Below are 26,600 nucleotides of genomic sequence, written 5' to 3'. Positions count from 1 at the left end.
GCGATGTCGGTATCCATCGCTATTCGGGATTTTGCGAAGGAGTTCCAGACCGCTGATGGCTCCCGCCTTCGTGTGCTGGAGAACGTCGACCTGCAGGTGGCGCCCGGCGAGTTCGTGACGATCCTTGGGCCGTCGGGCTGTGGGAAATCCACCCTGCTCAATGCACTCAGCGGGCTCGACACGAGTTTCGAGGGAGTAGTCGAGATCGGTCGCAGCGCGGTGGGCGCCGCCAAGCCGCGCATCGCATATCTGTTCCAGGAGCCCCGCCTGCTGCCGTGGCGCACGGTACGCGGCAATATCGAGTTCGCGCTCGATGCGGCGCGCGTCCCCAAATCCGAATGGCCGGCGCGCTGCGAACGCTGGCTGCAGGCCGTCGGCCTCGCATCGTTCGCCGACTATTTTCCGCTACAGCTGTCAGGTGGCATGCAGCAGCGTGTCTCGATCGCGCGCGCCTTCTCGATTGAGCCGGAATTGCTGCTGATGGACGAGCCGTTCAGCGCGCTCGACGAGATCACTGCGCTCCGCATGCGCCAGCTGTTGCTATCGCTGTGGGAAGCCGATCGCCGCACCGTTCTGTTCGTGACACACAATTCACTGGAGTCGGTCTATCTCTCGGACCGCATCGTGGTGATGAAGAGTGGCCCCAATAGCCGCATCTGCGAAGAGATCGGGCTCGGCCATCTGCGCCGGCCGCGCACGTACGATGACCCGGCGCAGTACGAAACGCAACGTGCCGTGCTCGCCACCCTGATGCGGTACGTCTGATGAAGGGCAATGCGATCGTCGCAGGCGCAGGAATCGGCGGTCTGGCTGCCGGCCTGGCGTTGCTGCGCAAGGGTTGGCAGGTCCGCATCTACGAGCAGAGCGACGATATCCGGATCTTGGGCGCGGCGATCTACATCTGGGAGAACGGTCTTCGCGTGCTCGAGACGCTGGGCGTCTACGAGCAGGTGATCGCGGGCATCCAGCAGGTGCAGGTGCGCGAGCGGCGTGGCGCGAAAGGCGAGCTGCTGGGCGTCGAAAACACGGCGGCGAGTGGCCGCCTCTTCCTGCCGATGCGCCGTGCGCTACTGACTTCGCTCAAGGATGCGGTGCTGTCGGCGGGCGGCGAGATTCATTTCGGCAAGCCGATACAGGGCGCCGATCCCAGCGGCGCGCTGCGCTTCCGCGACGGCACGGTGGAGCACGGTGATCTTGTGGTCGGTGCCGACGGCGTCAACAGCCGGGTGCGAGACAGCCTCGGGCTACTGCGCTCAAGGAAGCCGGTGGGACAATACGGCTATCGCATCATGATCGACCGCCAGCCGGGCGAAGCCGCGCACGAATCCCGCAGCCGCATCAGCGAGCACTGGAATGGCAGCCGGCGGCTGCTCTATGCGCCCAGCAGCCCGCAGCAGGTCTATGTCCAGCTCACCTCCGTGCGCGGCGATCCGGCGGCCGGCGCTCCGTTTGACCGCGCCTCGTGGCTCGAGACCTTTCCGCATCTCGACTGGGTGATCGAGCGTATCCCCGAGGACGGCAAGGGCGACTGGTTCGAGGTCGTGCGCGTGCATTCCTGGGCACGCGGCCACGTTGCTCTGATCGGCGATGCCGTCAGCGCCCAGCCGCCGTTCCTCGGTCAGGGCGGCGGCGTCGCCATGACGTCGGCGCTGTCGCTGGCCGACGCGCTCGGTCGGCACGACGACGTCGAGACGGCGCTGGCGAGCTGGCAGGCCGACGAGCGGCGCTTCGTGGAATGGGTACAGACCGTCTCGCGCCTCTACGGCGACCTTGCGCTGATGCCACAAGCCCTGCGCAAGCTGACGCTGAAGCTGCTCACGGGCAACGCGTGGCTGCGCGAGCACACGATACGCTGTGCGGCGCTGCGACCGCCGACCGGTGCGCTGTGAAGCCGCGGCCGTTCGCCTATCGGCGCGCGACCTCGGTCGAGGAGGCATGCAGCCTGCTGGACGGGCCGGTCGATGCGCGGGTGATAGCGGGTGGCCAAAGTCTCGTGCCGATGATGAATCTTCGTCTCGTCTCGCCCGGGCTGCTGGTCGATATCGGCGGCCTTGCCGAGCTGCAGAGGGTGACGCTGGCCGGCGACGCGCTGCATATCGGTGCACTGGTCCGCCACCGCCAGGTCGAGACCGATTTGCTGGTGGCGCGTCACGTGCCACTGCTGGCGAGCGCGGTGCGGCATGTGGCGCACCAAGCGGTGCGCAACCGCGGCACGCTGGGCGGCAGCCTCTGCCATGCCGATCCGGCGGCGGAGTTTCCCGCCTGCATGCTTGTGCTCGAGGCGACCCTGCACATTGCCTCGTCCGGGTCCGAGCGCACCGTCGCGGCTGGCGACTTCTTCCGCGGCATGTTCGCTACGGCCCTCGAGCCGGGCGAGATGCTGACCGGCGTGTCGATTCCGCTGACCGCAGCGCGCGATCGGGCCGCCCTCCACGAGATGTCGCGCCGTCACGGCGATCTCGCGCTGGCGGGTATCGTCGGCCGGCGCGGGCAGGGGGTGCAGCGCTGGGCGGCGTTCGGCATCGAGGATCGCGCCGTTCGGCTTTTCCATCTCGAAACAGTGCTTGCGGACAGGCCGCAGGCCGGCGAAGCCGAGATGCTGGCGGCGCTCGCGATCGACCTGCCATCGACGGCGGGTGCAGGCACCGCGGGACGGGCCAAGCTCGTGATCGCCGCTGAACTGGCGCGGCGCTGCCGCGAAGATATCGATCGCGCGGGTGTGACGGCATGAGCGGCATCCACACGATCAAGTTCCGGCTGAACGGCCGCGCCGTGGCCAAGCATGTCGAACCGCGGACCAGTGCGGCCGACATGATCCGGCACGTGTCCGGTCTCACCGGTACACATGTCGGTTGCGAGCACGGCGTTTGCGGCGCCTGTTCCATCGTGCTCGACGGCGCGGTGGTGCGCGGCTGCCTAGTCTTTGCGGTACAGCTGGACGGCGCCGACGTCGAGACCATCGAGGGGGCGAGCGACAGCGGCCGTATTGCCGCGTTGCAGGCGGCTTTCGTCGACCGCAACGCGCTTCAATGCGGCTTCTGCACGCCTGGCATGCTCCTGATCGCGGCCGAGCTGCTGTCGCGCGAGCCCAGTCCCTCGCGCGAGCAAATCCGGGAGGCGCTGTCCGGCAACATCTGCCGTTGCACCGGTTACGAGGCGATCGTCGATGCCGTCGCCGCCGCAGCGAAGGTGAAACCATGACAGGCGCGACGACCAAGGCGGTCGGCTCGTCGCATCGGCGCGGCGACGCCACGCTGTTCGTCGGTGGCCGCGGCACCTACATCGACGATGTCGCGGTGCCGGGCGTGCTGCATGTGGCCTTCCTGCGCTCACCGCACGCGCATGCTAGGATTGTTGCCATCCGCACCGCCCACGCCGACGCGATGCCCGGCGTGGTGCGCGTCGTCACCGCCGCGGACCTGGCGCCGCTCTGCAAGGGGTGGCAGACCTCGCAGACCTATCCAGGCTACGTGCTCCGCACCCAGTATCCGCTGGCGACGGACCGCGTCGTGTTCGTGGGCCAGGCCGTCGTTGCGGTGGTGGCTGAGAGCCGCGCGCTCGCCGAGGATGCGGTCGAGCTGGTCGAGATCGATTGGGAGCTGTTGCCGCCGGCCTGCGACCTGGAAGGCGCGATGGCGCCGGACGCGGCGCGCGCCCATCCCGATCTTGCGGGCAACCTTGCCTATCAGGCCGACGTCGGCGATCCGGAGAACCGCGCGCTGTTCGATGAGGCGGCCTGCGTCGTTGAGGCCGCCTTCCGGTTCAACCGACAGACCGTGATGCCGATGGAGACGCGCGGCGTCGTGGCGAGCTACCTGCCGGGCGACGGCAGTCTGAGCGTGTATCAGAGCCACACCGCGCCGCATCAGCTGCGCTCGCTCTATGCCACCCATCTCGGCCTCGACGAGGGTCGCATTCGCGTGATCTGCCCGCATGTCGGCGGCTCGTTCGGCGCCAAGATCCATCTTTATTCCGACGAGGTGGCGACCGTGGCCATCTCGCGCCTGATCGGCCGGCCGGTAAAGTACATCGCCGACCGCATGGAAGCGCTGCTGGCCGACATCCATGCCCGCGAGCAGATCGTGACGGCGAAGCTGGCGCTCGACGCGGAGGGCAGGTTCGTAGCGTGGCGGGCTGAGACCCGTCTCGCCATGGGCGCCTTTTCGACCCATCCGGGCTCCAGCGTGCAGGAAGCTGACGAGGCGGTGCGGCTGGCCATGGCGCCCTATCGCGTGCCGCATGTCGGCGGCCGGCTCGAGGTCGTGTTCCAGAACAAGAACATCGTCGGCCAGTATCGCGGCGTCGGTCATCCGATCGCCGCGGCCATCGGCGAACACCTGATCGAGAAGGCGGCGGCCGCTATGGGGTTCGATCCCGTGGCACTGCGGCTCGCCAACTACGTACCGGACGACGCCTATCCGGTGAAAACGCGTACAGGCATCGATCTCGACGCGCTGTCGCATCAGGCCTGCCTGCGCCGGCTCGGGGAGATCATCGACATCCCGGCCCTCCGCGCCGAGAATGAACGGCTGCGTGGCGAAGGCATCCACAGAGGCTTCGGCATCGCCTGCTTCATCGAGCGCACTGCGACCAATGCGCCCTCCAACGCCCATATCCGCAAGGCCACGGCGCAGGACGGCATCACTCTGTCGGTCGACCCCTCGGGCGCGGTGCGCTGTGCCATCAGCGTTACCGACCAGGGGCAGGGCACGCACACGGTGGTGGCGCAGGTGATCGCCGACGAGCTCGGCGTCCCCTTCGATCGTGTTCGCATCGTTTCCGGTGACAGCCAAGCCACACCCTACGGCTCGGGCGTGCGTGCGTCGCGCGGTACCGCGGTCGGCGGCGAGCTGGCCCTCCAGGCCTCACGCGAGTTGCGCGCGGTAATCCTCGAGGCGGCGGCGCAGCTGCTGCAGACCGGCGCCGAGCGGCTGTCGATGACCGACGGAATGATCTTCCCTGCCGGCAGTGAAGAGGGCAACGGCATCAGCCTGGCCGACCTGGCCGAGGTCGTGCACTTCAAACCCCAGCTGCTGCCCAGGGGGGCGCAGGTGAGCCTCTCCTTATCGCGCCATCTCGGCCACGACTGGCCCGCGCTGGTGCCGACCAACGGCGTGCAAGCCTCATTGGTCGAGGTCGATGTGCGAACGGGCGCAGTGCGGCTGTTGCGCCACTGGGCGGTCGACGATTTTGGCACGATCGTCAACCCGCTGCTGGTGGCCGAGCAGGTGCGAGGCGGCATCGCCCAGGGTATCGGCCAGGCACTGTTCGAGGAGCTGGTGTACGACCCCGGGGGCCAGGTGCAGAACGCCACGCTCGCCGATTATCTCGTGCCGCTGGCCTCCGACCTGCCCGACATGGTGATCGATCATGTCGAGACTCCGTGGCCGCATTCCGTTTTGGGCGCCAAGGGTGCGGGCGAGGCCGGCACCACCGGCGCGGTCGGCGCCGTTCTCAACGCCGTCAACGACGCGATCCGGCCGCTCGGTGCGTCTATCACCGAGCTGCCGATGACACCCGAGCGCATGCTCGCCGCGCTCAACCGCCTGTGAAGGTGCAGACATGATTCCATCCTGGCCACGGGACGACCGCATCCACCTCGCCAATGTCCGCATCCCGTCGCAGGTGCTGGCGGAGGGCGCCCCCGGTCTCGCCGACGAAGAGGGGCTGGTGACGCTCGACCTGGTGATCGAGCGCGGGCACGTCGGCGCGCTGCTGCCGACCGGGGCGCTCGTGGACGGCGCTGGCTGCGATGCCGATGGCGGCATGCTGCTGCCGCCCTTCGCCGACCTTCACGCGCATCTCGACAAAGGCCACATCTTCCCGCGGGCGCGCAATCCCGAGGGCACGCTGGCCGGTGCCCGCGCCGCGACGCGCTCCGATACCGAGCGACATTGGCGCGAGGAGGATGTGGAGGCGCGTTTCGAGTTCGCGCTGGAATGCGCCTATGCCCATGGTACCGGCGCGGTCCGCACGCACATCGACTGCTTCGTGCCGGGCCAGGCCGAAGTAAGCTTCGCGGTGTTCCGCCGGCTGCGCGAGCGGTGGGCCGGGCGCATGGTCGTCGAGGCGGCGGCGCTGGTCAGCACCGACCTCTACGACACGCCGGAGAACGGCGCGCTGGTCGATCTCATTGCGGAGTCGGGTGCGCGGCTGGGCGGCATCACCTACCGGCTGGATCCTGCCGAGGACCCGGTCCTCCTCGACCGGCGGCTCGACCGGCTGCTGGCGCTGGCAAAATCGCGCCGGCTCGATGTCGATCTGCATGTCGACGAGAACGGCGCGCCGTCCTCGACGACGCTCGCCCAGGTCGCCGAGGCGGTGATGCGAAACGCCTATGAGGGCCATGTCGTGTGCGGTCACTGCTGCAGCATGTCGATGCAGGACGAGCCGACCTACAGGCGCACCATCGGACTCGCGCGCGATGCGGGTCTCACCATCGTCAGCCTGCCGATGGTCAATCAGTTCCTGCAGGGCCGAATCGATGGCGGCGGTACGCCGCGTTGGCGGGGCATCCCGCTGTTGCACGAGCTGAAGGCGGCCGGTGTGAACGTGGCGCTGGCCAGCGACAATTGTCGCGACCCGTATCATGCGTTCGGAGACCACGACATGATCGAGGTGTTCGGCGCGGGTGTGCGCATCGGGCATCTCGAGGCCGAGCTCGATCGCTGGCCCTCCTCGGTGACGACGGTGCCGGCCGCGGTGCTGGGGGTGCCCGAGGGCGGGCGCATCCGGCCCGGCGGCCCGGCCGACTTCCAGCTGTTCGGCGCACGCGACTACAGCGAGCTTCTGGCGCGGCGCCAGCCCGACCGGCTGGTGATCCGCGGCGGAAAGCGCGTCGACGCTGTGCTGCCCGACTACCGCAAGCTCGACCGTGTCGTCGCGCGCAGCAAGGTCATCGCCACTTAGTGAGGAGAAGCGACATGTTCACCAACGGCCAGCATGCCGCGTGGCACCATGTATTGGGCCTCTGCAAGCTGCACGAGGGTGAGACGGCCATCGTGCTGGGCGCCCAGGGCGTCGACACGCGCTACCGCGCCATCGCCCTGCAGGTAGCGCGCGAGCGCGGTGCAGCCGCGGCCTATCTCGAGGTCGAGAACGCCAACCGCCTGCCGTCGACCGCGCTCGCGGCGCTTCGCGACGCCGACTTCGTGGTCGACCTCTCGCACAGCCACGATCCGGAGATCCGGCGTCTCGCACCGTACGGTACGCGCACGCTGGTCGTGCTCGAGCCGCCGGAGATTCTGGAGCGCATGCTGCCCTGCGAAGCCGACAAGGGCCGCGTCGAGCATGCCCAGGCCTGTATCAGGGCCTCGAAGAGCATGCGTGTGTCCACTGCAGCAGGCACGGACTTCGAGGTGCGGCTCGGCGAACTGTCGGGCAACTGCCAGTACGGGTTCTCGGACGAACCCGGCCATTGGGACCAGTGGCCAGGTGCCTTCGTGACGACCTACGGGAACGAGGGCTCGGCCAACGGCACCGTCGTGATCGCCGAGGGCGATATGATCTTCCCTCAGAAGGAATATGTCCGCACTTCCATCACGCTCCGGATCGAAGGAGGGTATATCCGTGCGATCGAGGGCGGTGTCGACGCCATGCTGCTCAAGGCAACGCTCGATTCCTACGCCAACCCCGAGGTGTTCGCCGTCTCACACCTTGGCTGGGGTCTCAGCCGCAACTCGCGATGGGATGCACTGGGTTTCTACGACAAGAAAGATATCGAGGGGCAGGACGGCCGCGGACACTACGGCAACTTCCTTTTCTCGACCGGCCCCAACGTCTCGGGAGGCGGCACGCGCCGCGCACCACTGCATCTCGATATCCCGCTGCGCGACGCCACGGTTTGGCTCGACGACCGCCAGGTGGTGAAGGCAGGCGAGGTGCTGGCGCCAGAGCAAAGAGCGTAGCAAGGGGTTCCCGATCGGGGGCGTCTACTCGACGAAGGCCTTTTCGACGACGAATTCGCCCGGGGAGGTGGTGCTGCCCTCGGTGAGGCCCATGCCTTCCAGGAGCGCCCGGATGTCGGCCAGCATCTGGATGCTGCCGCACAGCATGAACCGGTCGTTCTCGCGCGACATCGGCGGCAGGCCGACGTCGTTCGCCAGGGTGCCGTTCTCGATCAGGTGGGAGATGCGGCCGCGATACTTGAAGGGCTCGCGGGTGACGGTCGGGTAGTAGACGAGCTTGTCGCGCACCATGTCGCCCAGGATCTCGTCGGCCGGCAGCTCGTCGGCCAGTGCCGAGCGGTAGGCGAGGTCCCGGACATGGCGGCAGCCATGGACGAGGATGACCTTTTCGTAGCGCTCGTAGACTTCCGGATCGCGCACGATCGACAGGAAGGGGGCGAGGCCGGTGCCGGTGCCCAGCAGGTAGAGATTGCGGCCGGGGGTCAGGCTGTCGAGCAGCAGCGTGCCGACGGCCTTGGCGCCGACCAGCACGGGATCGCCCGGCATCAGGTTCTTGAGGTGCGAGGTGAGCTTGCCGTCGGGCACCTTGATCGAGAAGAACTCCAGCTCGTCCACGTAGTGCGGGCTGGCGATGGAGTAGGCTCGCAGCACCGGCTTGCCCTCGACCTTGAGGCCGATCATCGTGAACTGGCCGCTGGCGAAGCGGAACCCCTTGTCGCGGGTGGTCCGGAAGCTGAACAACTCGTCGGTCCAGTGATGCACCGACAAAACGGTCTCGTTCCTCAACGCGCTCACGCAAACACTCCTACGCAACGGTGCCGGCGGACGCCCGACGGGTGAATATAGTGCAGTGCAGCATAGAATTCCATATTTGCAAGTAAGTCGCAATAGCAAATTTGTCGTATGCCCGAGGTCCTTGGCGGAAGAATGTCCCCATAAGGCTGCTGGTGAGGGGATTTTCTGCGGGAGCCGCTTGTGCGGATCGCAGTTGAAGGCCGGTGTCCTATACTTGGGCGAACCGGGGAAGCGAGGAGCCGTGCAATGAAGATGCTTGTCGCGCTGCTGGGACTGGCCCTGGCGTTCGTCTCTCCGACGGCGCGGGCAGCGGAGCCGGTCGACATGCTGCTCGTGCTGGCCGCCGACGTCTCGCGCAGCGTGACCGGTCCCAAGTTCAGGCTTCAGCGCGAGGGCGCCGCCGCCGCCATTACCCATCCGGATGTCGTGCGGGCGATCACGTCGGGCCCGCACCGGCGCATCGCCGTGTGCTTCGTCGAATGGGCGTCGGCCAACATGCAGAAGGTGGTCATCGACTGGATGGTGATCGGCGACGGCGACTCGGCGCGCCGCTTCGGCGACCGGCTGATCGAGACGCCGCGCTCCTTTGCCGCCAGCACCTCGATCAGCGCCGCCATCGACTTCGCCGTGGGACAGTTCGACCGCGCGCCCTTCCTGTCGGACCGGCGGGTCATCGACGTGTCGGGTGACGGCAACAACATCGGCGGCCGCCCGATCACCGACGCGCGTGACGATGCCGTGGCAAAGAACATCACGATCAACGCGCTGGTGATCCTGACGCCGATCGAGGAGGCGTTCCGGCCGGAGCACACCAATCCGCCGGGGGGGCTTGAAAAGTACTTCCAGGAGAACGTCATCGGCGGCCCCGGTGCCTTCACCATCGTCGCCGAGACTCACGCAGCGTTCGGCCGTGCCCTGACCAAGAAGCTGATCCAGGAGATCGCGGGAGTGCCGGGCCACAAGTTGGCGGCCGTTGACTGGTAGGCCAACCTCCCTATCGTCCTGAGCGCGGCAAAGGACCTAACGGACCAACCAAAGCACTCCGTAGCGGGCGATTGTCGGCGCCCTATTCCGCCGTCGCGCCCGAGGCCTTGATGATGGGCAGCCACAGCGCCTGGTCGTCGGCGATCAGCTTGCGGGCGGCCGCGGGCGTGTCGGGTGGCAGCACCTCGAAGCCCTGGACCAGGAGCCTCTCCTTCACCTCCGGCATCTGGGCGATGCGGCCGATCTCGGCGTTGAGGCGGGCCACGATCGGCGCGGGGGTGCCGGCCGGCACCGCGAAGCCGAGCCAGGTCGCGACGACATAGTCGGGGATGCCTGTCTCCATCATGGTCGGCACGTCGGGCAGGATGACAGAGCGGTCCTTGGTGGTGACGGCCAGTGCCTTCAGCTTGCCGGCCTTGATCTGGCTCACCACCGTGGGCGCATTGAAGAAGCCCGTGGTGACCTCGCCATTGATCACGGCGAGCACCGCCGCGGGCGCGCCGCGATAGGGCACGTGCTGCAGCTTGACGCCGGTGCGCTGCTCCAGGATCACGCCCGACATATGGAGGCTGCTGCCGACGCCGCTCGACCCGTAGGTGAGTTCGCCCGGCCTGGCGCGCGCCTGTGCGACCACATCAGCGACGGTCTTGGCCGGGTTGGCGGTCGAGACGACCATGACGTTGGTCAGGATTCCGGTCGTCGACACCGGAATGAGATCCTTCAGCGGATCGTAGCCCGGCGCCTTGTAGAGACCCATGTTGAACACCGTCGCGCCCTGCGACGTGAGCAGCAGCGTATAGCCGTCGGCCGGTGCCCGCGCACCCTCCGCGGTGCCCAGCAGGCCGCCGGCGCCGCCCTTGTTGTCGATGACGACGGGCTGGCCCAGCGCCTTCGCGAGCTGCTCGCCGAAGGTCCGGCCGACCGTGTCGGCGCCGGAGCCCGCGGCGAACGGTATGATCATGCGGATCGGGCGCTCCGGCCAGTCGGCCGCCACGGCCTTGCCCGTGGCGAGCATTGGTGATGCGAGGAGCAGCGTCCCCGTCAGGGCGCGCCGGCGCGTCAGTACTCGACGTGAAGATCTCATGTCTGCCCCCCGGGAGTGTATGGGGCCGCGTTGGTCGCGACCTCCGTTGGCTTCGACACTATCCTCGGGGCCATGGCGATGTCAGGCCCCATCGCACGAAAGCCGCGCTACGGGGCGCGGCTTTCGGCAGTCCTGAGGCTTTCGCTGCGTCGGCTACTTGTCCAGCCAGACGTCCTCGAAGCGCGAGCCGTTGTAGAGGCTGTTCACCATCGGGCGGAAACCCTTCACGTGGGGATGCCAGCAGCTTCCCGACACGTTCCACATGACGATCGGGCGGAAGCCCTCCTCGAGGATCTGCTTGTCGATCTCCCAAACGAGCTTCTTGCGCTTCTCCATGTCGCGCTCGGCCGACTGGATCGGGAAAAGCTTCTCGATCTCAGGGTTGCAGTAGCCGACATAGTTGCGCTCCGACTTGCAAGCGTAGTGCTCGAAGTAGGTCTGGTCGGGATCGTCCACGCCGTTGCCGGTCGTGTTGAGGCCGATGGAGTAGTCCTTGCGCGCGACCTTGTTGAACCACAGGGCGGTGTCGACCAGATCGAGTTCGCCGTCGATGTAGATCTCCTTGAGCTGGTCGATCAGGATGACGGCCGGGTCGCGATAGAGCAGGTGATTGCGGGTCGAAACCTTGAGCTTCAGCCTGTTGTCGGGCCCGTAGCCCGCCTTCTTCATGATCGCCTGCGCCTCGGCGCGGTTCTTGGCGACGTCGGGCCCGTAACCCTGGACCTTGTCGAACATCTCCTTCGGCATGCCCCAGACGCCGCCGGGTGCCGGTTGCATGACGCCGCCGGCCTCGCCGTAACCCTGGGCGAGAATGTCGATGAACGACTTGCGGTCGATGGTGAGCAGCATCGCCCGGCGGATGTCGGCATTGTCGAACGGCGGCGCTACGCTGTTCACGATCAGGTTGGTGTTGTTGTTCATCGGCGCGACTTCGCAGATGGCGTCGGCGGCCTGCGCCTTGACGTCCTTGAGCAGCGGGATGGTGACGGCGTAGGGCGCCGTCATGTCGTAGCGGCCCGACACGAAGCCCAGTATGGCCGTGCCGCGCGCCGGCACGATCGGCATCTCGACCGCGTCGAGATAGGGTTTGCCCTTCTTGAAGTAGTCCGGGTTGCGGACGAGCTTGATGATTTCCTTCTGCTTGAATTCGCCGAGCTTGAAGGGGCCGGTGCCGATCGGCTTGGTGCGCATCTGCGCCGTCGGCACGTGGCAGGAATAGACGGGGCTGTAGCCCGAGGCGAGCAGGATCAGCATCGAGGGCTGCGGCTGGCCGAGATGGAAGGTCACCTCGCGGTCGCCGTTGGTCGTCACCTCGTTGAGGTTCCAGTACCAGGAGGTGCGCGGGTTCTTGCGCAGCTTCTGGGTCTCGCTCTTGCCCGTCAGCATATCCCAGGTGCACTTCACGTCGGCCGAGGTAAAGGGCTTGCCGTCATGCCACTTGGCATTACCGACCAGCTTGAAGGTCAGCTTCTTGCCGTCCGGGCTCCAGGACCAGCTCTCGGCCAGATCCGGGCGGATCGTCTCCATGCTGTTCTGCGGAATCTGCGAATCGAAGACGACGAGATTGTTGTAGAGCCCCATGAAGGGCACGACCGTCGAGGTCGTCGCTTCCTCGTGGATCGAGGTGCTGGGCGGATTGTCCGCGACATACATCTTGAGGGTGCCGCCGCTCTTCTGCGCGAGCGCAGGCCCGGCCGATAGGCCGAGCGCCGCCACGACACCGAGAAGTCTGATCGATAGCCGCATCATTGATCCTCCCATACCCGTTGCTGGCAGGATGGCGCGATGCAGGTCCCGCGTCGAGAGGGCCCGTCCGGCTAGCGGATTGTCCTATCGGATCATGGCACGCAGTTTTGACGACATCAGGTCGGCTGCGAGCACCAGGATCAGGATCACGATGACGCAGGCCGCCGTGTCCTCGTAGGCGAACAGCTTCATCGAGCTGATCAGTTCGAAGCCGATGCCGCCCGCGCCGACCATGCCCAGCACCGTCGACACGCGGATGTTGGTTTCGAATCGATAGAGCACGACGCCGATCCAGGCGGGCATGACCTGAGGCAGCACGCCGAACACGATGCGCTGCAGGGTGCCTGCGCCGGCCGCGCGCAACGCATCGAGCGGACCCTCGTCGATCTCCTCGATCGCCTCGGCGAAGAACTTGCCCAGCATGCCGGCGCCGTGCAGCGCGATGGCGAGCACGCCCGCGAAGGGACCGAGGCCGACGGCGGCGACGAAGATCAGCGCCAGGATGATCTCGTTGATGCCGCGCATCACGTTCAGGACCTGACGCAGCCCGTGGAACACCCAGGCATAGGGCGAGAGGTTCCGGGCGGCGAAGAAGCACACCGGCAGGGCCAGTACGATGCCGAGCAGGGTACCCCACAGCGCGATCTGCACGGTCTCGATGGCCGGTTGCACCAGCTTCTGCATGAAGGCGAAGTTGGGCGGCAGCATGCGGCCGACGAAGTCGCCGATCCACGGCAGCCCGTCGATGAAGCCCGATATGCTGAGACGCGTGCCGACGGCCGACCACCAGAGGGCAGCGACCGTAAGGCCCCCGATCGGGACCATGATCCACCAGCCGAGCGGACCGCGCGGCTTATTGACGACGAATTGCAGGGACATTGCTAAGCCCTCTCCTCGACAGAGGTGGCGGAGGCCGCGAGCGCAGTCTCGGCTTCCGCCGCGGCGCGGCGGCGTTCGGTGAGACGCTGTGCGGCATCGAGCACGTTCGGATCGTCGAGGCCGGGATAGATGCTGCGGATCACGTCGCCGCTGACACCGGCCGGTGCGCCGTCATAGACGACCCGACCCGCCGACAGGCCCACGACTCGCTCGGCGAACTCCAGCGCGTAGTCGATCTGGTGAAGATTGCAGAGAACCGCGATGTTGGAGTCCTTGCAGCTCTTCTTCAGATAATTGAGGACGGTGCGCGAGGTCTTGGGATCGAGGCTGGCCACCGGCTCGTCGGCCAGCATGAACTTGGGCTGCTGGGCGAGCGCCCGGGCGATGCCGACGCGCTGCTGCTCGCCGCCCGACAGCGCGTCGGCACGACTGCGGGCCTTATGGGACATCGCGACCTGCTCGAGGCAATGAAGTGCGATCTTCACGTCGGCCTCGGGGAAGAGCTGCAGGCTGCTGAGGATCGGCGAGAGATCGGCCATGCGGCCGACCAGCACGTTCTTCAGCACGCTCAGGCGCTTCACCAGATTGTGCTGCTGGAAGATCATGGCGACGTTGCGCCGGAGCAGCCGCAGGTCGCGGCGGTTGGACGACAGCGACGTGCCGTCGACCACGATGTCGCCGGCCGTTGGCTCGATCAGCCGGTTGATGCAGCGCAGCAAGGTCGACTTGCCGGCGCCGGATGGTCCGAGCACGACGACGAACTCGCCGGGCCGGATCGAGAGGCTCACATCCTGCAGCGCCTGGTGGTCGCCATAGGATTTGGCGAGGCCGCGGATTTCGATCATCGGTCGATCTCCCTGGAAGCAGGCGTGCGGCTACTTCTGCTTCTTGAGATCGATGTTCGCGAGCTTGGCGGTCTCGCGCACGACGTCGTAGGCCTGGTCGTTGGTCTCCTTGAAGCCGTTCAGCTTGCCCTGGTCGGACCAGTTGAGGTTCTTGATCGACAGGAAGGCGGCCTTCACCTTGGCCTTGGTCTCGGGCGAGAGATCCTTGCGCCACACCATCGGCGATTCCGGGATCGGCGCGGACTCCCAGACGACCTGGATCTGGTCGGCCTTGATGTGGCCCTTGGCGATGGCGGCGTCGAGGATGCGGTCGGCGATGGTCGCGGCATCGACCTTGCCGTTGGCGACGGCCAGCGCATTGGCGTCGTGCGCGCCGGTGAAGATCACGGTCTTGAAGTCGCGCTTGGGTTCGATGCCGGCCTTGAGCAGGCCCGCCAGCGGGAAGGCGTAGCCCGACGTCGAGGCGGGGTCGACGAAGGCGAAGTTCCTGCCCTTGAGATCGGCGAGCGTTTTGATGCCGCTCGACTTCAGCGCGATGATCTTGGAGTGATAGTAGGTGCGGCCTGCCTTGGCGGTCTCGGCGATGGCGAAGGCCTCGACCGGCGTCACGGTGGTGGCCAGAACGTAGGAGAAGGGCCCGAGATAGGCGATGTCGAGGTGCTTGGCGCGCAGGGCCTCGATAACGCCGTTATAGTCGGTGGCAACGAAGCCCTGGACCTTCATCCCGGAGTTCTTCTCGACCGCGTCGAGGATGTCCTTGCTCTGGGCGAGCATCGCCCGCGAGTCCTCGGAGGGGATCAGGCCCACCTTCAGGACCTGCTGGGCCTGGGCGGTGGCGACGGTTCCGCCGGCCAGAAGCGAACCCGCGGTGAGAAGCCCGAAATCGCGACGCGTCATCCTGGTCATTCGTTTCCTCCATGTTTTCTTTTCTTGACTGACTAAGCGGCCATTTCGGCCAACAGCGCCTCCCGGCGTCCGATGAAGTTGCGTCCGCGGTCGCCCGCCAGCGCGTCGTCTACGAGACGCGACCAGTCGCGCGCGGCGATACCGTGTGCGGTGGCATCGGGCGAGATGCCGAGTTTCTTCAGGAAGGTCTCGAGTCGCGCGGCGCCGGCGACCAGGTCGTTGCCGAAGATGCGCCGCAGCGAGGCATCGCAGGCCGCGTCGCAGCCCGCGACCGCGCGCATCACCATCGGCAGGCTGAACGAGCAGGCGATGCCGTGCGGAACGCCGTGGTGCAACGTCAGGTGATAGGACAGCGAATGGGCGAGCGCGGTGCGGGTGTTGGAGAAGGCGAGGCCCGCGAACAGGCTGGCGCGTGCCAGCCGCGTGCGCAGCGCCTCGCTGCGCAGATCGTCAGCCAGCAGCGGCAGGGCCTCGATCACTTCGCGCGCGGCAACCTCGGCGAGTGAGCTCGACACCGGGTTGGCGTTGACGTTCCAGATGCTTTCCAGCGCGTGGCTGAGCGCATCGAGGCCGGTGCTGATCGTGATCGCGCGCGGCAGGCCGAGGGTCAGCAGCGGATCGACCAGCGCCGCTTCGGGGTAGAGCGTCTCGCGGGCCAGCGAGTACTTCTTCATCGCTCCGGTGTCCCAGACGGTAGCCCAGGAGGTGACCTCGCTTCCGGTGCCCGCCGTCGTGGGAATGGCGATGATCGGCGTGCGGCCCAGCGCCTCGCCGTCCTTGCCGGTCTCCAGGTGGCGCCGGACCGTCTCGAAGTCGCCCTTGGCGGCGGCCAGTACCTTGGCGGCGTCCATCACCGAGCCGCCGCCCAGCGCAACGATGACCTCGACGGGGCGGGACGACGCTGCATAGGTCCGGCAGGACTGGGTGAGGCCGATGAAGTCGGGATTGGGGCCGATATTGCTCACCGTCACGGCCGGCGCGCCGGACTGGGCCACGACGCGCCGCGCGAGCTCGGCGAAGACCCCGCCGCCGTTGGCGTCGTCGTAGGTGACGAGGCAATAGGCACGGCTGGCCAGAACCGTGCCCAGCGTCTCGAAGACGCCGGCGCCGAATTTCACGTCGACCGGATTCCGGTAGCGCCACATCCGCGCTTCACTCCCATGGCTCACTGGCTTTGGACTTGTCGTCCTTTTGACAATCCTCCGGCCGCTGCTCACATTTATCCAATTCAAACATTCTCCAAGTCGCATTGAGAAAATCAATATGAGGCACACCCAGCTCCGCTCCTTTCATGCCGTGGCGCAGCGGTTGAGCTTCACCGCGGCCGCACGCGAGTTGGGCGTGAGCCAGCCCACCATCACCACGCAGGTGAAGTCGCTGGAGCAGGAATTCGGCGTCGAGCTGTTCGTGCGCCGCGGCCGGCGCATCGAGCTCACCGAGACCGGCGGCGGTCTGCTGGACATCACGCGCCGCCTGTTCGCCGATGAGAAGGAAGCCGCGGACTATCTCAACGAGACGCGTGGCCTCAAGACCGGCCATCTGCGCGTCGGCGCGGTCGGTCCCTATCACGTCACCGACATGCTGGCGGCCTTCAACGCGCGCCATCCCGGCCTCTACGTTTCGGTGACCGTCGGCAACTCACGCGACGCGCTGCGCGACCTGCTCGACTACCGGACCGACGTGGCGGTGCTGGCCCATGTCGATCCCGATCCGCGGCTGGTCGCGATTCCCTATCGCCGCCACCGGGTCATCGCCTTCTGCCCCATCGATCATCCCTTCGCGCAGCGGCGCAGCATCCGCGCCCGCGACATGGAGGGGCAACGGCTGATCGTGCGCGAGGCGGGATCGACGACGCGCCGCGCCTTCGACCAGGCGATGCGGGAGGCCAACGTGCGGCCCCGGATCGTCATGGAGATCGGCAGCCGAGAATCGATCCGCGAGGCGGTGGCCAAGGGGATCGGGATGGGCGTGGTGTCGGAGGCGGAGTTCATTCCCGATCCGCGCATCCGGCCCGTGCCGATCGCGGACGCAGAGATCTATACCTACGCCCATGTCGTGCATTTGAAGGAACGGCAGAAGGCGCGCCTCGTGCATGCCTTCCTTCAGGTACTGGCCGGCCTGCTGCCGGTCAGTTCGCCATCCAGCCGCCGTCGACCATCAAGTTCTCGCCGGTGATGAACGTCGCTTCGTCGGAGGCGAGGAACAGGGCGGCATTGGCCACGTCTTCGGAGCGGCCGAGCCGCGGCAGGGGCGTGCGGGCATGGGAATAGTCGATCCAGCGCGGTTCGATCGCGCGGCCGGTCTTGCCGGTGAGGATTTTCCCCGGCGCCACGGCGTTGCAGATGACGCTGTCACGGCCGTAGTCCGAGGCGATCTGGCGCGTGATGTAGACGACCGCCGACTTCGATACGCCATAGGAGAAATCCTCGGGCGAGGAAATCATGCCGTGCTGCGAGGAGATGTTGACGATGCGCCCGCGCGCCTCGTTGCGGATCTCCTGCGTCAGCATCCGGCGCACCGCGGCGCGGCACATCAGGAAGACGCCGGTGACGTTCACCTCCATCACGCGGTTCCATTCCGCGAGGCTGGTGTCGGTGAGCTTCTTCGCCGAGCGGATGGCGGCGTCGTTGACCACGATGTCGAGCCGGCCGGTCGGCAAGGCGGCCCGGCGCACGGCTTCCTCGACATCCTCCTCCTTCGACACGTCGCCCTGGAAGAAGGGCACGTTCAGGATCCTGTGCGTCGGCTCGCCGCCTTCGACCACGGACTCGGTGATGTCCATCAGCAGAAGGGTCGCCCCTTCCGCCTGGAACTTCCTGGCGATGGCACGGCCGATGCCCGAGGAGGCACCGGTGATGAGGGCGGTCTTGCCGGCAAGTCGGTTCATGGTGCCAGCCGACGCAAAGTTCGTGCCTCTAGCTAGCCGCGCCGCACGCTGGCGCCGCCGTCGACCGGGAGGGTCACGCCGGTGATGAAGCTCGCCTCGTCGGAGGCGAGGAAGAGGGCGGCGTTTGCGACGTCCCAGCCGGTGCCCATCTTCTTGCGCAGCGGCACCTTGGAATCGCGTTCGGCCTCGACCTCGGCCCGGCTCTTCTTGAACGTCCGGGCCCGCGTGTCGACGGCCATGGGGGTGTTCATCAGCCCAGGCAGGATCACGTTGGCACGGATGCCGTATTGCGCGTTCTGGTAGGCGAGCTGCTCGGTGAAGGACACCATCGCCGACTTGGTTGCCTTGTAGGCGACGTAGGGATAGGTGGTGATCACGGCCATCGACGAGATGTTGATGATCACGCCGCTCTGCTGCTCGCGCATGATCGGGAGCACATGCTTGGCGGCGAAGATGCAGCTCTTGAGGTTGATCGCGGTGCAGCGGTCGAAGGCTTCCTCGGTGATGTCGAGCAGCTCGGCATCGCCGCCCGCCAGCGAGACGCCGACATTGTTGTGCAGGATGTCGACCCGGCCCCAGCGCGCATGCGTCTCATCGACCATGGCCTTGAGGTCGGCGCCCTTGGTCACGTCGGCCTTGAAGGCGACCGCCGTGCCCTGGTTGACGCCGATCATCTCGACGGTTTCCTTCGCCGACTCGAGATTGTGATCGACGCAGAGGACCTTGGCGCCCTCGCGCGCAAAGGTGAGGGCGGTGGCGCGGCCGTTGCCCATGCCTTCGCCGGGGCTCTGTCCGGCGCCGACGACGATGGCGACTCGATCTTTCAGGCGCATCACTTCACTCCCGGGATCGGGTACTGTTTGAGCACTTCCTTGTACTGCGGCTCATTGTCGATCTGCATGGTGGCGAGCACGCGGACGACGGCGCAGTAGAAGGCGATGGTGAGCACGAGGTCGGTCATGTGCTCGTCGGACAATTCCTTCTTGATCTCCGCAAAGGTGGCGTCGGACATCGCGAGGTCCTTCACCATCTCGCGCGCGCCCCTGAGGATCGCCTTGGCGAGCGGCTCGAGCTTCGAGGGCTTGCCCTCGGTCTCCGCCATCAGGGCCTGGATGTCCTCGTCGGTGACGCCGAACTCCTTGCCGATCTTCACATGGTGGGTGAATTCGTACTCCGACTTCTCAAGCCAGCCGACCTGCAGGATGGCGAGCTCGCGCAGGCGGGGATCCAGCTTGCTCTTGAAGCGGATGTAGCCGCCCAGCCCGCTGAAGGCCCGCGCCATGTCGGGCGAGTTGACCAGAAGCTTGTGCAGGTTGGTGTTGCGCTTGAGCATGTCGCGATATTCGGGCGCGACTTGGTCGGGCTCGAGGTAGGGCAGGCGGGCCATCTTGGTTGTTTCTCCCTTTTATTCAGTGATCTTGCGACTCGCGTTCCGGACCCTGCAGCGTCACACCGCCGTCGACGACAAGGACCTGGCCGGTGATGTAGCGGGCATGGTTGCTCAGCAGGAAACGCACCGCATGGCCGACGTCCCAGCCCGTGCCCTCGGTCTTGAGGACGGAGGCCTTGGCGCGCTGGGCGCGCGCGGCCTCGCTCATGCCGTTGCCGCGGGCATAGACCATCGGTGTGTAGACCGGGCCGGGGCAGATACAGTTCACGCGAATACCGTCGCGGCCATGGTCGACGGCCATCGCCTGGCTGAGGCCGATGACGGCGGCCTTGGAGGCCGTGTAGGTCGTGAGACCGCGCGGCCGCAGCGCCGAGATCGACGAAATGTTCACGATCGAGCCGCCCTTGGCGGTCTTGATCATGGCCGGGATCGCGTGCTTGGAGAGCAGGAACATCGTCTCGACGTTGACCTGCATCACGCGACGAAACTCCTCGGGCTTCTCGTCGACGACCGAGCCGCGGCTGCCGATGCCGATATTGTTGTCGAGGAAGTCGAGCCGTCCCCAGCGATCGACCGCGGCATCGACCAGCCGCTTGCACTCGGCCTCCTGCGTCATGTCGCCGGCATGGGCCGCGGCAGGCAGGCCGCCCTCGGCCTGGATCATTTCGACGGTGCGTTGCGCGAGCTTGAGGTCCCTGTCGGCCACCAGCACGCGGGTGCCGGCGCGGGCCAGCAGGATCGCCGCGGCGCGTCCGTTGCCGATGCCGTCGCCGGCGGCGCCGCCGCCGGAAATGATCGCCACCTTGCCGGCCAGGCCGGCATCGTCCTCTGGACCTTTCACAGTTTCCTCCTAGGGCAGGCCGGCGCCGGGCACGTCGACGCGCATCGTTTCGATGCGGCCATCCTTCTTGTCGGCAATGGCGGGGCCGCTGCCGCTGTTCGTGACGACAAAAAGCGTGCGGTGGTCCCTGCCGCCCAGCATGCAGGCATAGGCCGCGCGTTCGCCGAGATCGAGATCGTGCGTGACCTTGCCGCCTTCGAGCACGCGGACCATGTGGTGGGTGAAGGCGCCGGTGACCCAAATGCCGCCCTCGGCATCGAGGCAGATGCCGTCGGGATTGCAGGTCGGCGTCTCGGCCCAGATGCGCCGGTTGGACAGGGTGCCGTCGTCGGCGATGTCGAAGGCCGTGAGACGCTTGGCGAAGGTTTCGCCGATGATCATCGTCCTGCCGTCGGGCGTGATGACGGTCCCGTTGGGGAACATCAGCTCGTCGGCGGCGGCATGAACCGAGCCGTCGGGATCGACCCGGGCCAGCACGGCGGGACGCGGCTTCTCGCCCGCGTGCCGGTCGAAGCCGAAATTGCCGACATAGGCGCGGCCCTTGGCATCGACGATCATGTCGTTGCACAGGCCGGTCGCGATCCCGCCCAGCTCTGCCTCGACGGTGAGCTTGCCGCCCGCGAATCGCATCAGACGGCGGTCGGTCATGCTGACGATCAGCATCGTGCCGTCCGGACGCCAGCCCAGTCCGGAGGGCTGCCCCGGCACTTCGACGATCGTTTCGGTCTTGCCGCTCTCGTCGACGGTCCGCACCTGGCGGACATAGAAGTCCGAAAAAAACAGCCGGTCGTCACGCCAGCGCGGGCCTTCGCCGAAGGAGAGGCCGTCGAGCAGCGGTTCGAGCTTCATGGCCGGTCCCATTCGATGCGGAAAGAGTTGCCCTGGGGTTTGACGTAGCCCGCATTGGCGCCGGGAAAATGGGCGGGGCAGAGCAGCGCGTTGCTCTCGACGCAATCCTCGAGAAGCTTGCGGCGCGAGACCGCCGACATGGCCTGGTCCCAGCAGAACTGGCTCGACCAGTCGGGGTGATAGACCTGGATCGGGTGGTGCATGATGTCGCCCGAGAAACAGGCCTGCTTGCCCTGGTCCTTGAGGTTGATCGCGATCGAGCCCGGCGTGTGGCCGGGATAGTCCCTGATGGTGAGCAGCGGATCGGGCTGGTGGTCGCTCTCGATCATCACTGCCTTGCCGGCTTCGACGATGGGTAGAACCGAATCGTCGAACGAGCCATCGTTCACCTTGCCTTCACCTTGCGCTTTGCGCTCACTCTCCCAGTGCGCGTACTCGCGCTTGGCGAACAGGTACTTGGCGTTCGGGAAGGTCGGCACCCAGCGACCATTCTCGAGCTTGGTGTTCCAGCCGACATGGTCGACGTGCAGGTGTGTGCACATCACGAAATCGACGGACTCTGCGGGGCAGCCGCAGGCCTTGAGCCGATCGAGGAACGGTGTGTTGAGGCCGCTCCAGCCGGGATTGTGGCGCTGCTTGTGATTGCCGAGACAGGTGTCGATCAGAATCGTGTGCTTCGGTGTCTTGACGACCCAGGTATGGACCGAGCCGATCAGCCGGTCGCTACCCTCCTGCACGTGCTCCGGCACCATCCAGCCCTTCTGGGCGTCGAAGGCTTCCTGGTCGAACCTGGGAAACATGCGGCCGGGCTTGAAGCCCGGACCGCAAATCTCCTCGACCTTCTCGATGGTGGCTCCGCCCAGCTTTCGCACGGTCATGGCGTGGCTTCCTCCGGAATGGGACGGCGAGAAGAGCGCCGTCAGAACGTCACGACGCTGCGGATCGACTCGCCCTTGTGCATCAGGTCGAAAGCATCGTTGATCTTCTCGACCGGCATCGTGTGGGTGATCAGCGAATCGATGTCGATCTTGCCGTCCATGTACCAGTCGACGATCTTGGGCACGTCGCGGCGGCCCTTGGCGCCGCCGAAGGCGGTGCCCATCCAGGTCCGTCCGGTGACCAGCTGGAACGGGCGCGTGGCGATCTCCTGGCCCGCGCCAGCGACGCCGATGATGACCGACTTGCCCCAGCCGCGGTGACAGCATTCCAGCGCCTGGCGCATCAGCTTCGTGCTGCCGACGCATTCGAAGCTGTAATCCGCGCCGCCATCGGTCAGTTCGACGAGATGCGCGACCAGATCCTTGTCCCCGAGCGTCGAGGGATTGACGAAGTGCGTCATGCCGAACTTGCGGCCGAGCGCCTCGCGGGCCGGGTTGAGATCGACGCCGACGATCATGTTGGCGCCGACCATGCGCGCGCCCTGCAGCACGTTGAGACCGATGCCGCCGAGACCGAACACCACGACGTTGGCGCCGGCCTCGACCTTGGCGGTGTTGATCACCGCACCGATGCCCGTGGTGACGCCGCAGCCGATGTAGCAGACCTTGTCGAACGGCGCGTCGGGACGGATTTTCGCCAGCGCGATCTCGGGCAGCACCGTGTAGTTCGAGAAGGTCGAGCAGCCCATGTAGTGATGGATCTTCCTGCCCTTGATCGAGAAGCGCGACGTGCCGTCGGGCATCACGCCCTGTCCCTGGGTGGCGCGGATCGAGGTGCAGAGGTTGGTCTTGCCCGAGACGCAGGATTTGCACTGGCGGCATTCCGGCGTGTAGAGCGGAATCACGTGATCGCCCTTCTTCAGCGACACGATCCCCGGCCCGACATCGACCACCACGCCGGCGCCCTCATGGCCGAAGATCACCGGGAACAGGCCCTCGGGATCGCCGCCGGACCGCGTGAACTCGTCCGTGTGGCACACGCCCGACGCCTTGATCTCGACCAGGACCTCGCCGAACTTCGGCCCTTCGAGATCGACGGTCTCGATCTCGAGGTTCTTGCCGGCTTCGAAACAGACGGCTGCCTTTGTCTTCACGCGGATACCCCCTCGAAACTCTGGAGCCGAAACCTAGAGCAGGGGGACGCCCACCGTCTACGCTGCGGCGCGGCCGGCGAGGCTGCGCGCCATTTCAGCCTTCGCCTCGCGATATTGGCGGATCAGGCGCCGGACGAGGTCGGCGGCGGCGGGGACGTCGTCGATGTTCCCGACGCCGTGACCCGCCGTGTAGATGTCCTTCCAGCGCTTCCTGTTCTCCGCTGCCGCCACGATCTTGCCGGGCAGCGTGGTGCGCAGCACGTCGAGGTCGATGCCGGCGGCCAGCAGGCTGGGCGTCAGCCAGTTGGCCGGCGCACCGTCGATCGAGGCGGTGAGGAACACGTCGGTCGCGCGCGTGCCCAGGATCATGTCTTTGTGCGCCTGTGCCGCCATCGCCTCCTGCGTCGCGATGAAGCGCGTGCCGATATAGGCGAGGTCGGCGCCCATCGCCTCGGCGGCCAGCACGTCACGGCCCGTCGTCTGGCCGCCGGCCAGCACGATCGCGAAGCTGTCGCCCAGCTGGCGCACTTCGTTCATCAGCGCAAAGGGGTTGATGGTGCCGGTATGGCCGCCGGCGCCTCCTGCCACCGCGATCACGCCGTCGACCCCCGCCTCCAGCGCCTTTTCGGCGTGGCGGCGGTTGGCGATGTCGTGGAGCGCCACGGCGCCCCAGCCGTGGATGCGCTGGATGGCATCGCCCGGCGCGCCCTTCGAGGTGAGCACGACCGGCACCTTGTATTTCTCGACCAGTTCCAGATCGCCCTGATAGCGCGGGTTCGAGGCATGGACGACGAGGTTGACCGCCCAGGGCGCGGGCTTCTTGCCGGCATCCTCCAGGCGCTTCATGCCCTCGACCATCTCGTCGAGCCAGGCCTGAAACTCCTCGCGGCTGCGTGTGCCGTGGGCGGGGAAGCTGCCCATCAGCCCCTCGCCGCAGCAGGCGAGCGTCAGCGCGGGATTGGAAACCAGGAACATGGGAGCGGCGATGGCGGGGATCGCCATGCGCTCCATCAACTTGTGCACTTCGGCGCGCGGCATGGATCAAACCTCTCCGATGGTGGGCGTGGTCGAGGTCACGCCGCTATCGTTCAACTGCTTCAGGCGGGCGTCCTCGTAGCCCAACAGCTCGCGCAAAACCTCCTCGGTATGCTGGCCGAGATCCGGGGCGGGCCGCTCGATGGCGAGACCTTTGCCGTCGAGCCGGTAAGGCAGACCCTTCACGAGGCTGCCATTCTCGTCGCGCACCAGCGTGACGCCCTGCAGTTTGGTGTCGCGCAGGAGATCGTTGCCGTCGAGGCAGGGGGCGGCGGCGATGCCTTTGCCGAGGAGCATCTTCAATGCGTCGTCCCGATCTCTGGCGGCGCAGAAAGTCGCCATCGATGGATCGGGTGTGTCGAGAGTCACGGCCAGCCATTTGCCGTCGCCGCACTGATAGGAGTCCTGCTGCGCCACGCCGGCTTCGGTATTGCCGCGTGGCGCCAGCCGATGGTTCGGATCGGCCGACGCAGCAAGGATCTCCTCGCCGAGCGTGAACGACGCCACCTCGCGCTGGGAGAAGTCGAGGAACGCGCCCTTGCCGGTGCGGCGCGCCTCGGCAACGGCGGCGATGACGATGCCGGTGGCGAACAGCGACACGATCTGGTCGGGATAGTTCACGTCCATGCCGGAGATGCGCGGCTCCTCGCCCTCGTAGCCGGTGAGCGAGGCGATGCCCGAGGTGGCGTCGAGCGTGCTGCCGAACGACACGTTCATGCGCTCGGGCCCGGTGTCGCCCTGGCTCGATATGGCGGCGAACACCAGGCGCGGGTTGATCGCGCTCAGCTCCTTGTAGCCGAGACCCGCGCGATCGAGCACGCCGCGGCGGAAATTCTCGACCACGACGTCGCAGTGCGTGACGAGTTCGCGGATGACGCGTTGGCCCTCGGGGTCTTTCAGGTTCAGCGCCAGCCCGCGCTTGTTGCGGTTGGTGAAGCGGAACTGCGGCGAGCGGTTCCACCAGCCCTCGTCGCTGTCGATCTTGCCGACGACGCGGAACGGATCGAGATAGGCGCCGGACTCGATTTTGATCACGTCGGCGCCGAGATCGGCCAGCATGGCCGAGGTGTTCGCGCCCGCGGTCAGCAGTCCGAAGTCGAGCACGCGCACACCGGTGAGGGGGTGGTCGCCAACTTCCCCATTCAAATGGGGAGGTGTCGCGGTCATCCTCGACGGAGGGGTCATATCCTTCGCGGGTCGGCCTCTGACCCCTCCGCCCTCGTATGACGAGGGCACCTCCCCATTTGAATGGGGAGGGGGAAGATCAGGCGCCGGCCGCGGGGTGAAGGAGCGGCCGTTCCATTGCACGGGAAGTTGCGGCAGGCGCAGCGTGCCCTCGGTGGGATGCGCCATGTCGGCCAGGAAGCCGCGCGCCACGTATTGCTCCGTCTGCAGCAGCTCGGCCGGCGAGAAGATGGGGCCGAACGGGACGCCCTTGGCCTGCGCGACCTTCTGGATCTCGTCGCGCGTCTTGTCGGCGAACCACGGCGCGAGTGCGGCATAGAGTTCGGCGATGTTCTGGCGACGGCCGGCCCGCGTGCCGAACTTCGGATCGTCGAGCCGTGCATCGCCGATCAGGGCGCGCGTCGCCGGCCACTGGGTGACGGTGTAGACGACGGCGACATGGCCGTCGCGGCACGGCAGGACCTGGAATTCCGAGTTCTTGCCCTCGCGGCCGGGCGAGATGCCCGTGGCGGCGGCGCCGGAGGCCGCCTTCCAGTTCACCCACTGCATCACTTCAGCGAGCGACACGCGCACCGAGGGCGCCCGGCGCCCGGTGTCACGCGCGGCGAGTGCCGTCATGAGCCCGGTGAAGGCGGTGAGCCCAGCGGGATAGGGAGCCTGGTGGCCACCCAGCTTCAGCGGCTTGCGTGCCGGCTCGCCCACCATGTGCATCAGCCCACCCAGCGCCTGTATCACCAGCTCGCTGACGGGACGCTGCGCTGCATCCATCTCGAGCGGAAAAGCCGCGATCTCGACCGGCGTGGCCTTCGCCTTCCGCAGGGATGCAGCGACGGAAGCCGACTCTTCGAACAGCACGACGTCGGCCTTGTCGACCAGACGGGCAAGCGCGGTGCGGCCGGACTCGCTTGCAAGATCGAGCACCAGGGAGCGCTTCGACGTGTTGAGAAACTCGAACAGCGCGCTTCCGCCCTGCGGCAGCAAGGGCGGCGCACGACGCACCGGATCGCCCTCAGGCGGCTCGATCTTCAGCACGTCGGCGCCGAGATCGGCCGCGATCTTGGCCGCGAGAGATGTCGCAAGACGCAGGCAGAGCGGCGCTTTTGCGTCGTTAACCTCGACGATCGTGAAGCGCGCGAGCGGCAGGGAAGGAGTCTCGGACATTGCGCGATGATCTGCGCAAGCCGGTGCTGCGGTCAACGTCGCGCACATGCTACCGTCGCGCGTGATGGAGGACT

At 66.8% G+C, this 26,600-nt stretch carries 25 protein-coding genes; 9 read left to right on the top strand and 16 right to left on the bottom strand.

Features of this window, described 5'->3' with window-relative positions; all coding sequences use genetic code 11:
- Nucleotides 1–3: 3 nt before the first annotated feature.
- The 7 genes from Q7V45_RS17330 to Q7V45_RS17300 are packed head-to-tail and all read left to right on the top strand — an operon-like array spanning nt 4 to nt 7,907.
- A complete protein-coding gene (locus Q7V45_RS17330) occupies nt 4–765 on the top strand; it encodes an ABC transporter ATP-binding protein (RefSeq protein WP_304854268.1) in 762 nt (253 codons plus the stop codon).
- Nucleotides 765–1,889, top strand: a complete 1,125-nt coding sequence (locus Q7V45_RS17325; RefSeq protein ID WP_304854266.1) for an FAD-dependent monooxygenase — start codon at nt 765–767, stop codon at nt 1,887–1,889. The genes Q7V45_RS17330 and Q7V45_RS17325 overlap by 1 nt, the downstream gene beginning before the upstream one ends.
- Nucleotides 1,829–2,731 carry a xanthine dehydrogenase family protein subunit M gene (locus tag Q7V45_RS17320; protein WP_304854264.1) on the top strand — a complete coding sequence of 301 codons (903 nt, stop codon included), beginning with the start codon at nt 1,829–1,831 and terminating at the stop codon, nt 2,729–2,731. Before Q7V45_RS17325 ends, Q7V45_RS17320 begins: the two co-directional genes overlap by 61 nt.
- Entirely contained in the window at nt 2,728–3,201 is a 474-nt protein-coding gene (locus Q7V45_RS17315) for a (2Fe-2S)-binding protein (RefSeq protein ID WP_304854261.1), read from the top strand. The genes Q7V45_RS17320 and Q7V45_RS17315 overlap by 4 nt, the downstream gene beginning before the upstream one ends.
- The gene (locus tag Q7V45_RS17310; protein ID WP_304854259.1) at nt 3,198–5,552 is read left to right on the top strand and encodes a xanthine dehydrogenase family protein molybdopterin-binding subunit; all 2,355 of its coding nucleotides are present in this window, start codon (nt 3,198–3,200) and stop codon (nt 5,550–5,552) included. Before Q7V45_RS17315 ends, Q7V45_RS17310 begins: the two co-directional genes overlap by 4 nt.
- 10 nt (nt 5,553–5,562) lie before the next feature.
- Complete coding sequence (locus tag Q7V45_RS17305; RefSeq protein WP_304854256.1) at nt 5,563–6,909, top strand: cytosine deaminase; 1,347 nt, start codon at nt 5,563–5,565, stop codon at nt 6,907–6,909.
- A 14-nt stretch (nt 6,910–6,923) separates the two neighbouring features.
- Nucleotides 6,924–7,907: a 2,5-dihydroxypyridine 5,6-dioxygenase gene (locus tag Q7V45_RS17300; RefSeq protein WP_304854254.1), complete on the top strand. Its 984-nt coding sequence runs from the start codon at nt 6,924–6,926 to the stop codon at nt 7,905–7,907.
- 24 nt (nt 7,908–7,931) lie between these two features.
- Here Q7V45_RS17300 and Q7V45_RS17295 read toward each other — a convergent pair whose 3' ends face one another.
- A complete protein-coding gene (locus tag Q7V45_RS17295; RefSeq protein ID WP_304854252.1) occupies nt 7,932–8,702 on the bottom strand; it encodes a ferredoxin--NADP reductase in 771 nt (256 codons plus the stop codon).
- 246 nt (nt 8,703–8,948) lie between these two features.
- Between Q7V45_RS17295 and Q7V45_RS17290 the strand changes: the two genes are divergently transcribed.
- Nucleotides 8,949–9,686, top strand: coding sequence for a DUF1194 domain-containing protein (locus Q7V45_RS17290; RefSeq protein ID WP_304854250.1), 738 nt, complete (start codon nt 8,949–8,951; stop codon nt 9,684–9,686).
- A gap of 82 nt (nt 9,687–9,768) precedes the next feature.
- Here Q7V45_RS17290 and Q7V45_RS17285 read toward each other — a convergent pair whose 3' ends face one another.
- From Q7V45_RS17285 to psrA, 6 genes are all read right to left on the bottom strand, one after another.
- Nucleotides 9,769–10,770: a tripartite tricarboxylate transporter substrate binding protein gene (locus Q7V45_RS17285; RefSeq protein ID WP_304854247.1), complete on the bottom strand. Its 1,002-nt coding sequence runs from the start codon at nt 10,768–10,770 to the stop codon at nt 9,769–9,771.
- Nucleotides 10,771–10,923: 153 nt separating this feature from the next.
- Nucleotides 10,924–12,519, bottom strand: coding sequence for an ABC transporter substrate-binding protein (locus Q7V45_RS17280; protein ID WP_370692618.1), 1,596 nt, complete (start codon nt 12,517–12,519; stop codon nt 10,924–10,926).
- A gap of 81 nt (nt 12,520–12,600) precedes the next feature.
- Nucleotides 12,601–13,395, bottom strand: a complete 795-nt coding sequence (gene phnE / locus Q7V45_RS17275; protein ID WP_304854245.1) for a phosphonate ABC transporter, permease protein PhnE — start codon at nt 13,393–13,395, stop codon at nt 12,601–12,603.
- Between the two features lie 2 nt (nt 13,396–13,397).
- The gene (gene phnC / locus Q7V45_RS17270) at nt 13,398–14,240 is read right to left on the bottom strand and encodes a phosphonate ABC transporter ATP-binding protein (RefSeq protein WP_304854243.1); all 843 of its coding nucleotides are present in this window, start codon (nt 14,238–14,240) and stop codon (nt 13,398–13,400) included.
- Nucleotides 14,241–14,270: 30 nt separating this feature from the next.
- The gene (gene phnD / locus Q7V45_RS17265) at nt 14,271–15,146 is read right to left on the bottom strand and encodes a phosphonate ABC transporter substrate-binding protein (RefSeq protein WP_304854241.1); all 876 of its coding nucleotides are present in this window, start codon (nt 15,144–15,146) and stop codon (nt 14,271–14,273) included.
- Nucleotides 15,147–15,178: 32 nt separating this feature from the next.
- Nucleotides 15,179–16,291 carry an iron-containing alcohol dehydrogenase PsrA gene (gene psrA / locus Q7V45_RS17260; protein WP_304854239.1) on the bottom strand — a complete coding sequence of 371 codons (1,113 nt, stop codon included), beginning with the start codon at nt 16,289–16,291 and terminating at the stop codon, nt 15,179–15,181.
- Between the two features lie 118 nt (nt 16,292–16,409).
- Here psrA and Q7V45_RS17255 point away from each other — a divergent pair, with 118 nt between their 5' ends.
- Nucleotides 16,410–17,321: a LysR substrate-binding domain-containing protein gene (locus Q7V45_RS17255; protein WP_304854237.1), complete on the top strand. Its 912-nt coding sequence runs from the start codon at nt 16,410–16,412 to the stop codon at nt 17,319–17,321.
- Here Q7V45_RS17255 and Q7V45_RS17250 read toward each other — a convergent pair.
- The 9 genes from Q7V45_RS17250 to Q7V45_RS17210 are packed head-to-tail and all read right to left on the bottom strand — an operon-like array spanning nt 17,275 to nt 26,526.
- Complete coding sequence (locus Q7V45_RS17250; protein ID WP_304854236.1) at nt 17,275–18,033, bottom strand: SDR family NAD(P)-dependent oxidoreductase; 759 nt, start codon at nt 18,031–18,033, stop codon at nt 17,275–17,277. The genes Q7V45_RS17255 and Q7V45_RS17250 overlap by 47 nt on opposite strands.
- A gap of 32 nt (nt 18,034–18,065) precedes the next feature.
- Complete coding sequence (locus Q7V45_RS17245) at nt 18,066–18,866, bottom strand: SDR family NAD(P)-dependent oxidoreductase (RefSeq protein WP_304854235.1); 801 nt, start codon at nt 18,864–18,866, stop codon at nt 18,066–18,068.
- Complete coding sequence (locus tag Q7V45_RS17240; RefSeq protein WP_304854234.1) at nt 18,866–19,420, bottom strand: carboxymuconolactone decarboxylase family protein; 555 nt, start codon at nt 19,418–19,420, stop codon at nt 18,866–18,868. The genes Q7V45_RS17245 and Q7V45_RS17240 overlap by 1 nt, the downstream gene beginning before the upstream one ends.
- 22 nt (nt 19,421–19,442) lie before the next feature.
- Entirely contained in the window at nt 19,443–20,264 is an 822-nt protein-coding gene (locus Q7V45_RS17235) for an SDR family NAD(P)-dependent oxidoreductase (protein ID WP_304854232.1), read from the bottom strand.
- 9 nt (nt 20,265–20,273) lie between these two features.
- The gene (locus Q7V45_RS17230) at nt 20,274–21,113 is read right to left on the bottom strand and encodes an SMP-30/gluconolactonase/LRE family protein (RefSeq protein WP_304854230.1); all 840 of its coding nucleotides are present in this window, start codon (nt 21,111–21,113) and stop codon (nt 20,274–20,276) included.
- Nucleotides 21,110–21,991 carry an MBL fold metallo-hydrolase gene (locus Q7V45_RS17225; protein ID WP_304854228.1) on the bottom strand — a complete coding sequence of 294 codons (882 nt, stop codon included), beginning with the start codon at nt 21,989–21,991 and terminating at the stop codon, nt 21,110–21,112. The genes Q7V45_RS17230 and Q7V45_RS17225 overlap by 4 nt, the downstream gene beginning before the upstream one ends.
- A gap of 41 nt (nt 21,992–22,032) precedes the next feature.
- Complete coding sequence (locus Q7V45_RS17220; RefSeq protein WP_304854226.1) at nt 22,033–23,145, bottom strand: S-(hydroxymethyl)glutathione dehydrogenase/class III alcohol dehydrogenase; 1,113 nt, start codon at nt 23,143–23,145, stop codon at nt 22,033–22,035.
- A gap of 57 nt (nt 23,146–23,202) precedes the next feature.
- The gene (locus Q7V45_RS17215) at nt 23,203–24,183 is read right to left on the bottom strand and encodes a nitronate monooxygenase family protein (protein ID WP_304854224.1); all 981 of its coding nucleotides are present in this window, start codon (nt 24,181–24,183) and stop codon (nt 23,203–23,205) included.
- 3 nt (nt 24,184–24,186) lie between these two features.
- Nucleotides 24,187–26,526, bottom strand: coding sequence for a CaiB/BaiF CoA-transferase family protein (locus Q7V45_RS17210; RefSeq protein WP_304854223.1), 2,340 nt, complete (start codon nt 26,524–26,526; stop codon nt 24,187–24,189).
- Nucleotides 26,527–26,600 lie beyond the last annotated feature (74 nt).

Source organism: Reyranella sp., from assembly GCF_030651995.1.
Classification (GTDB): Bacteria; Pseudomonadota; Alphaproteobacteria; order Reyranellales; family Reyranellaceae; genus Reyranella.
This window is presented reverse-complemented; position numbering and strand designations above follow the sequence as displayed.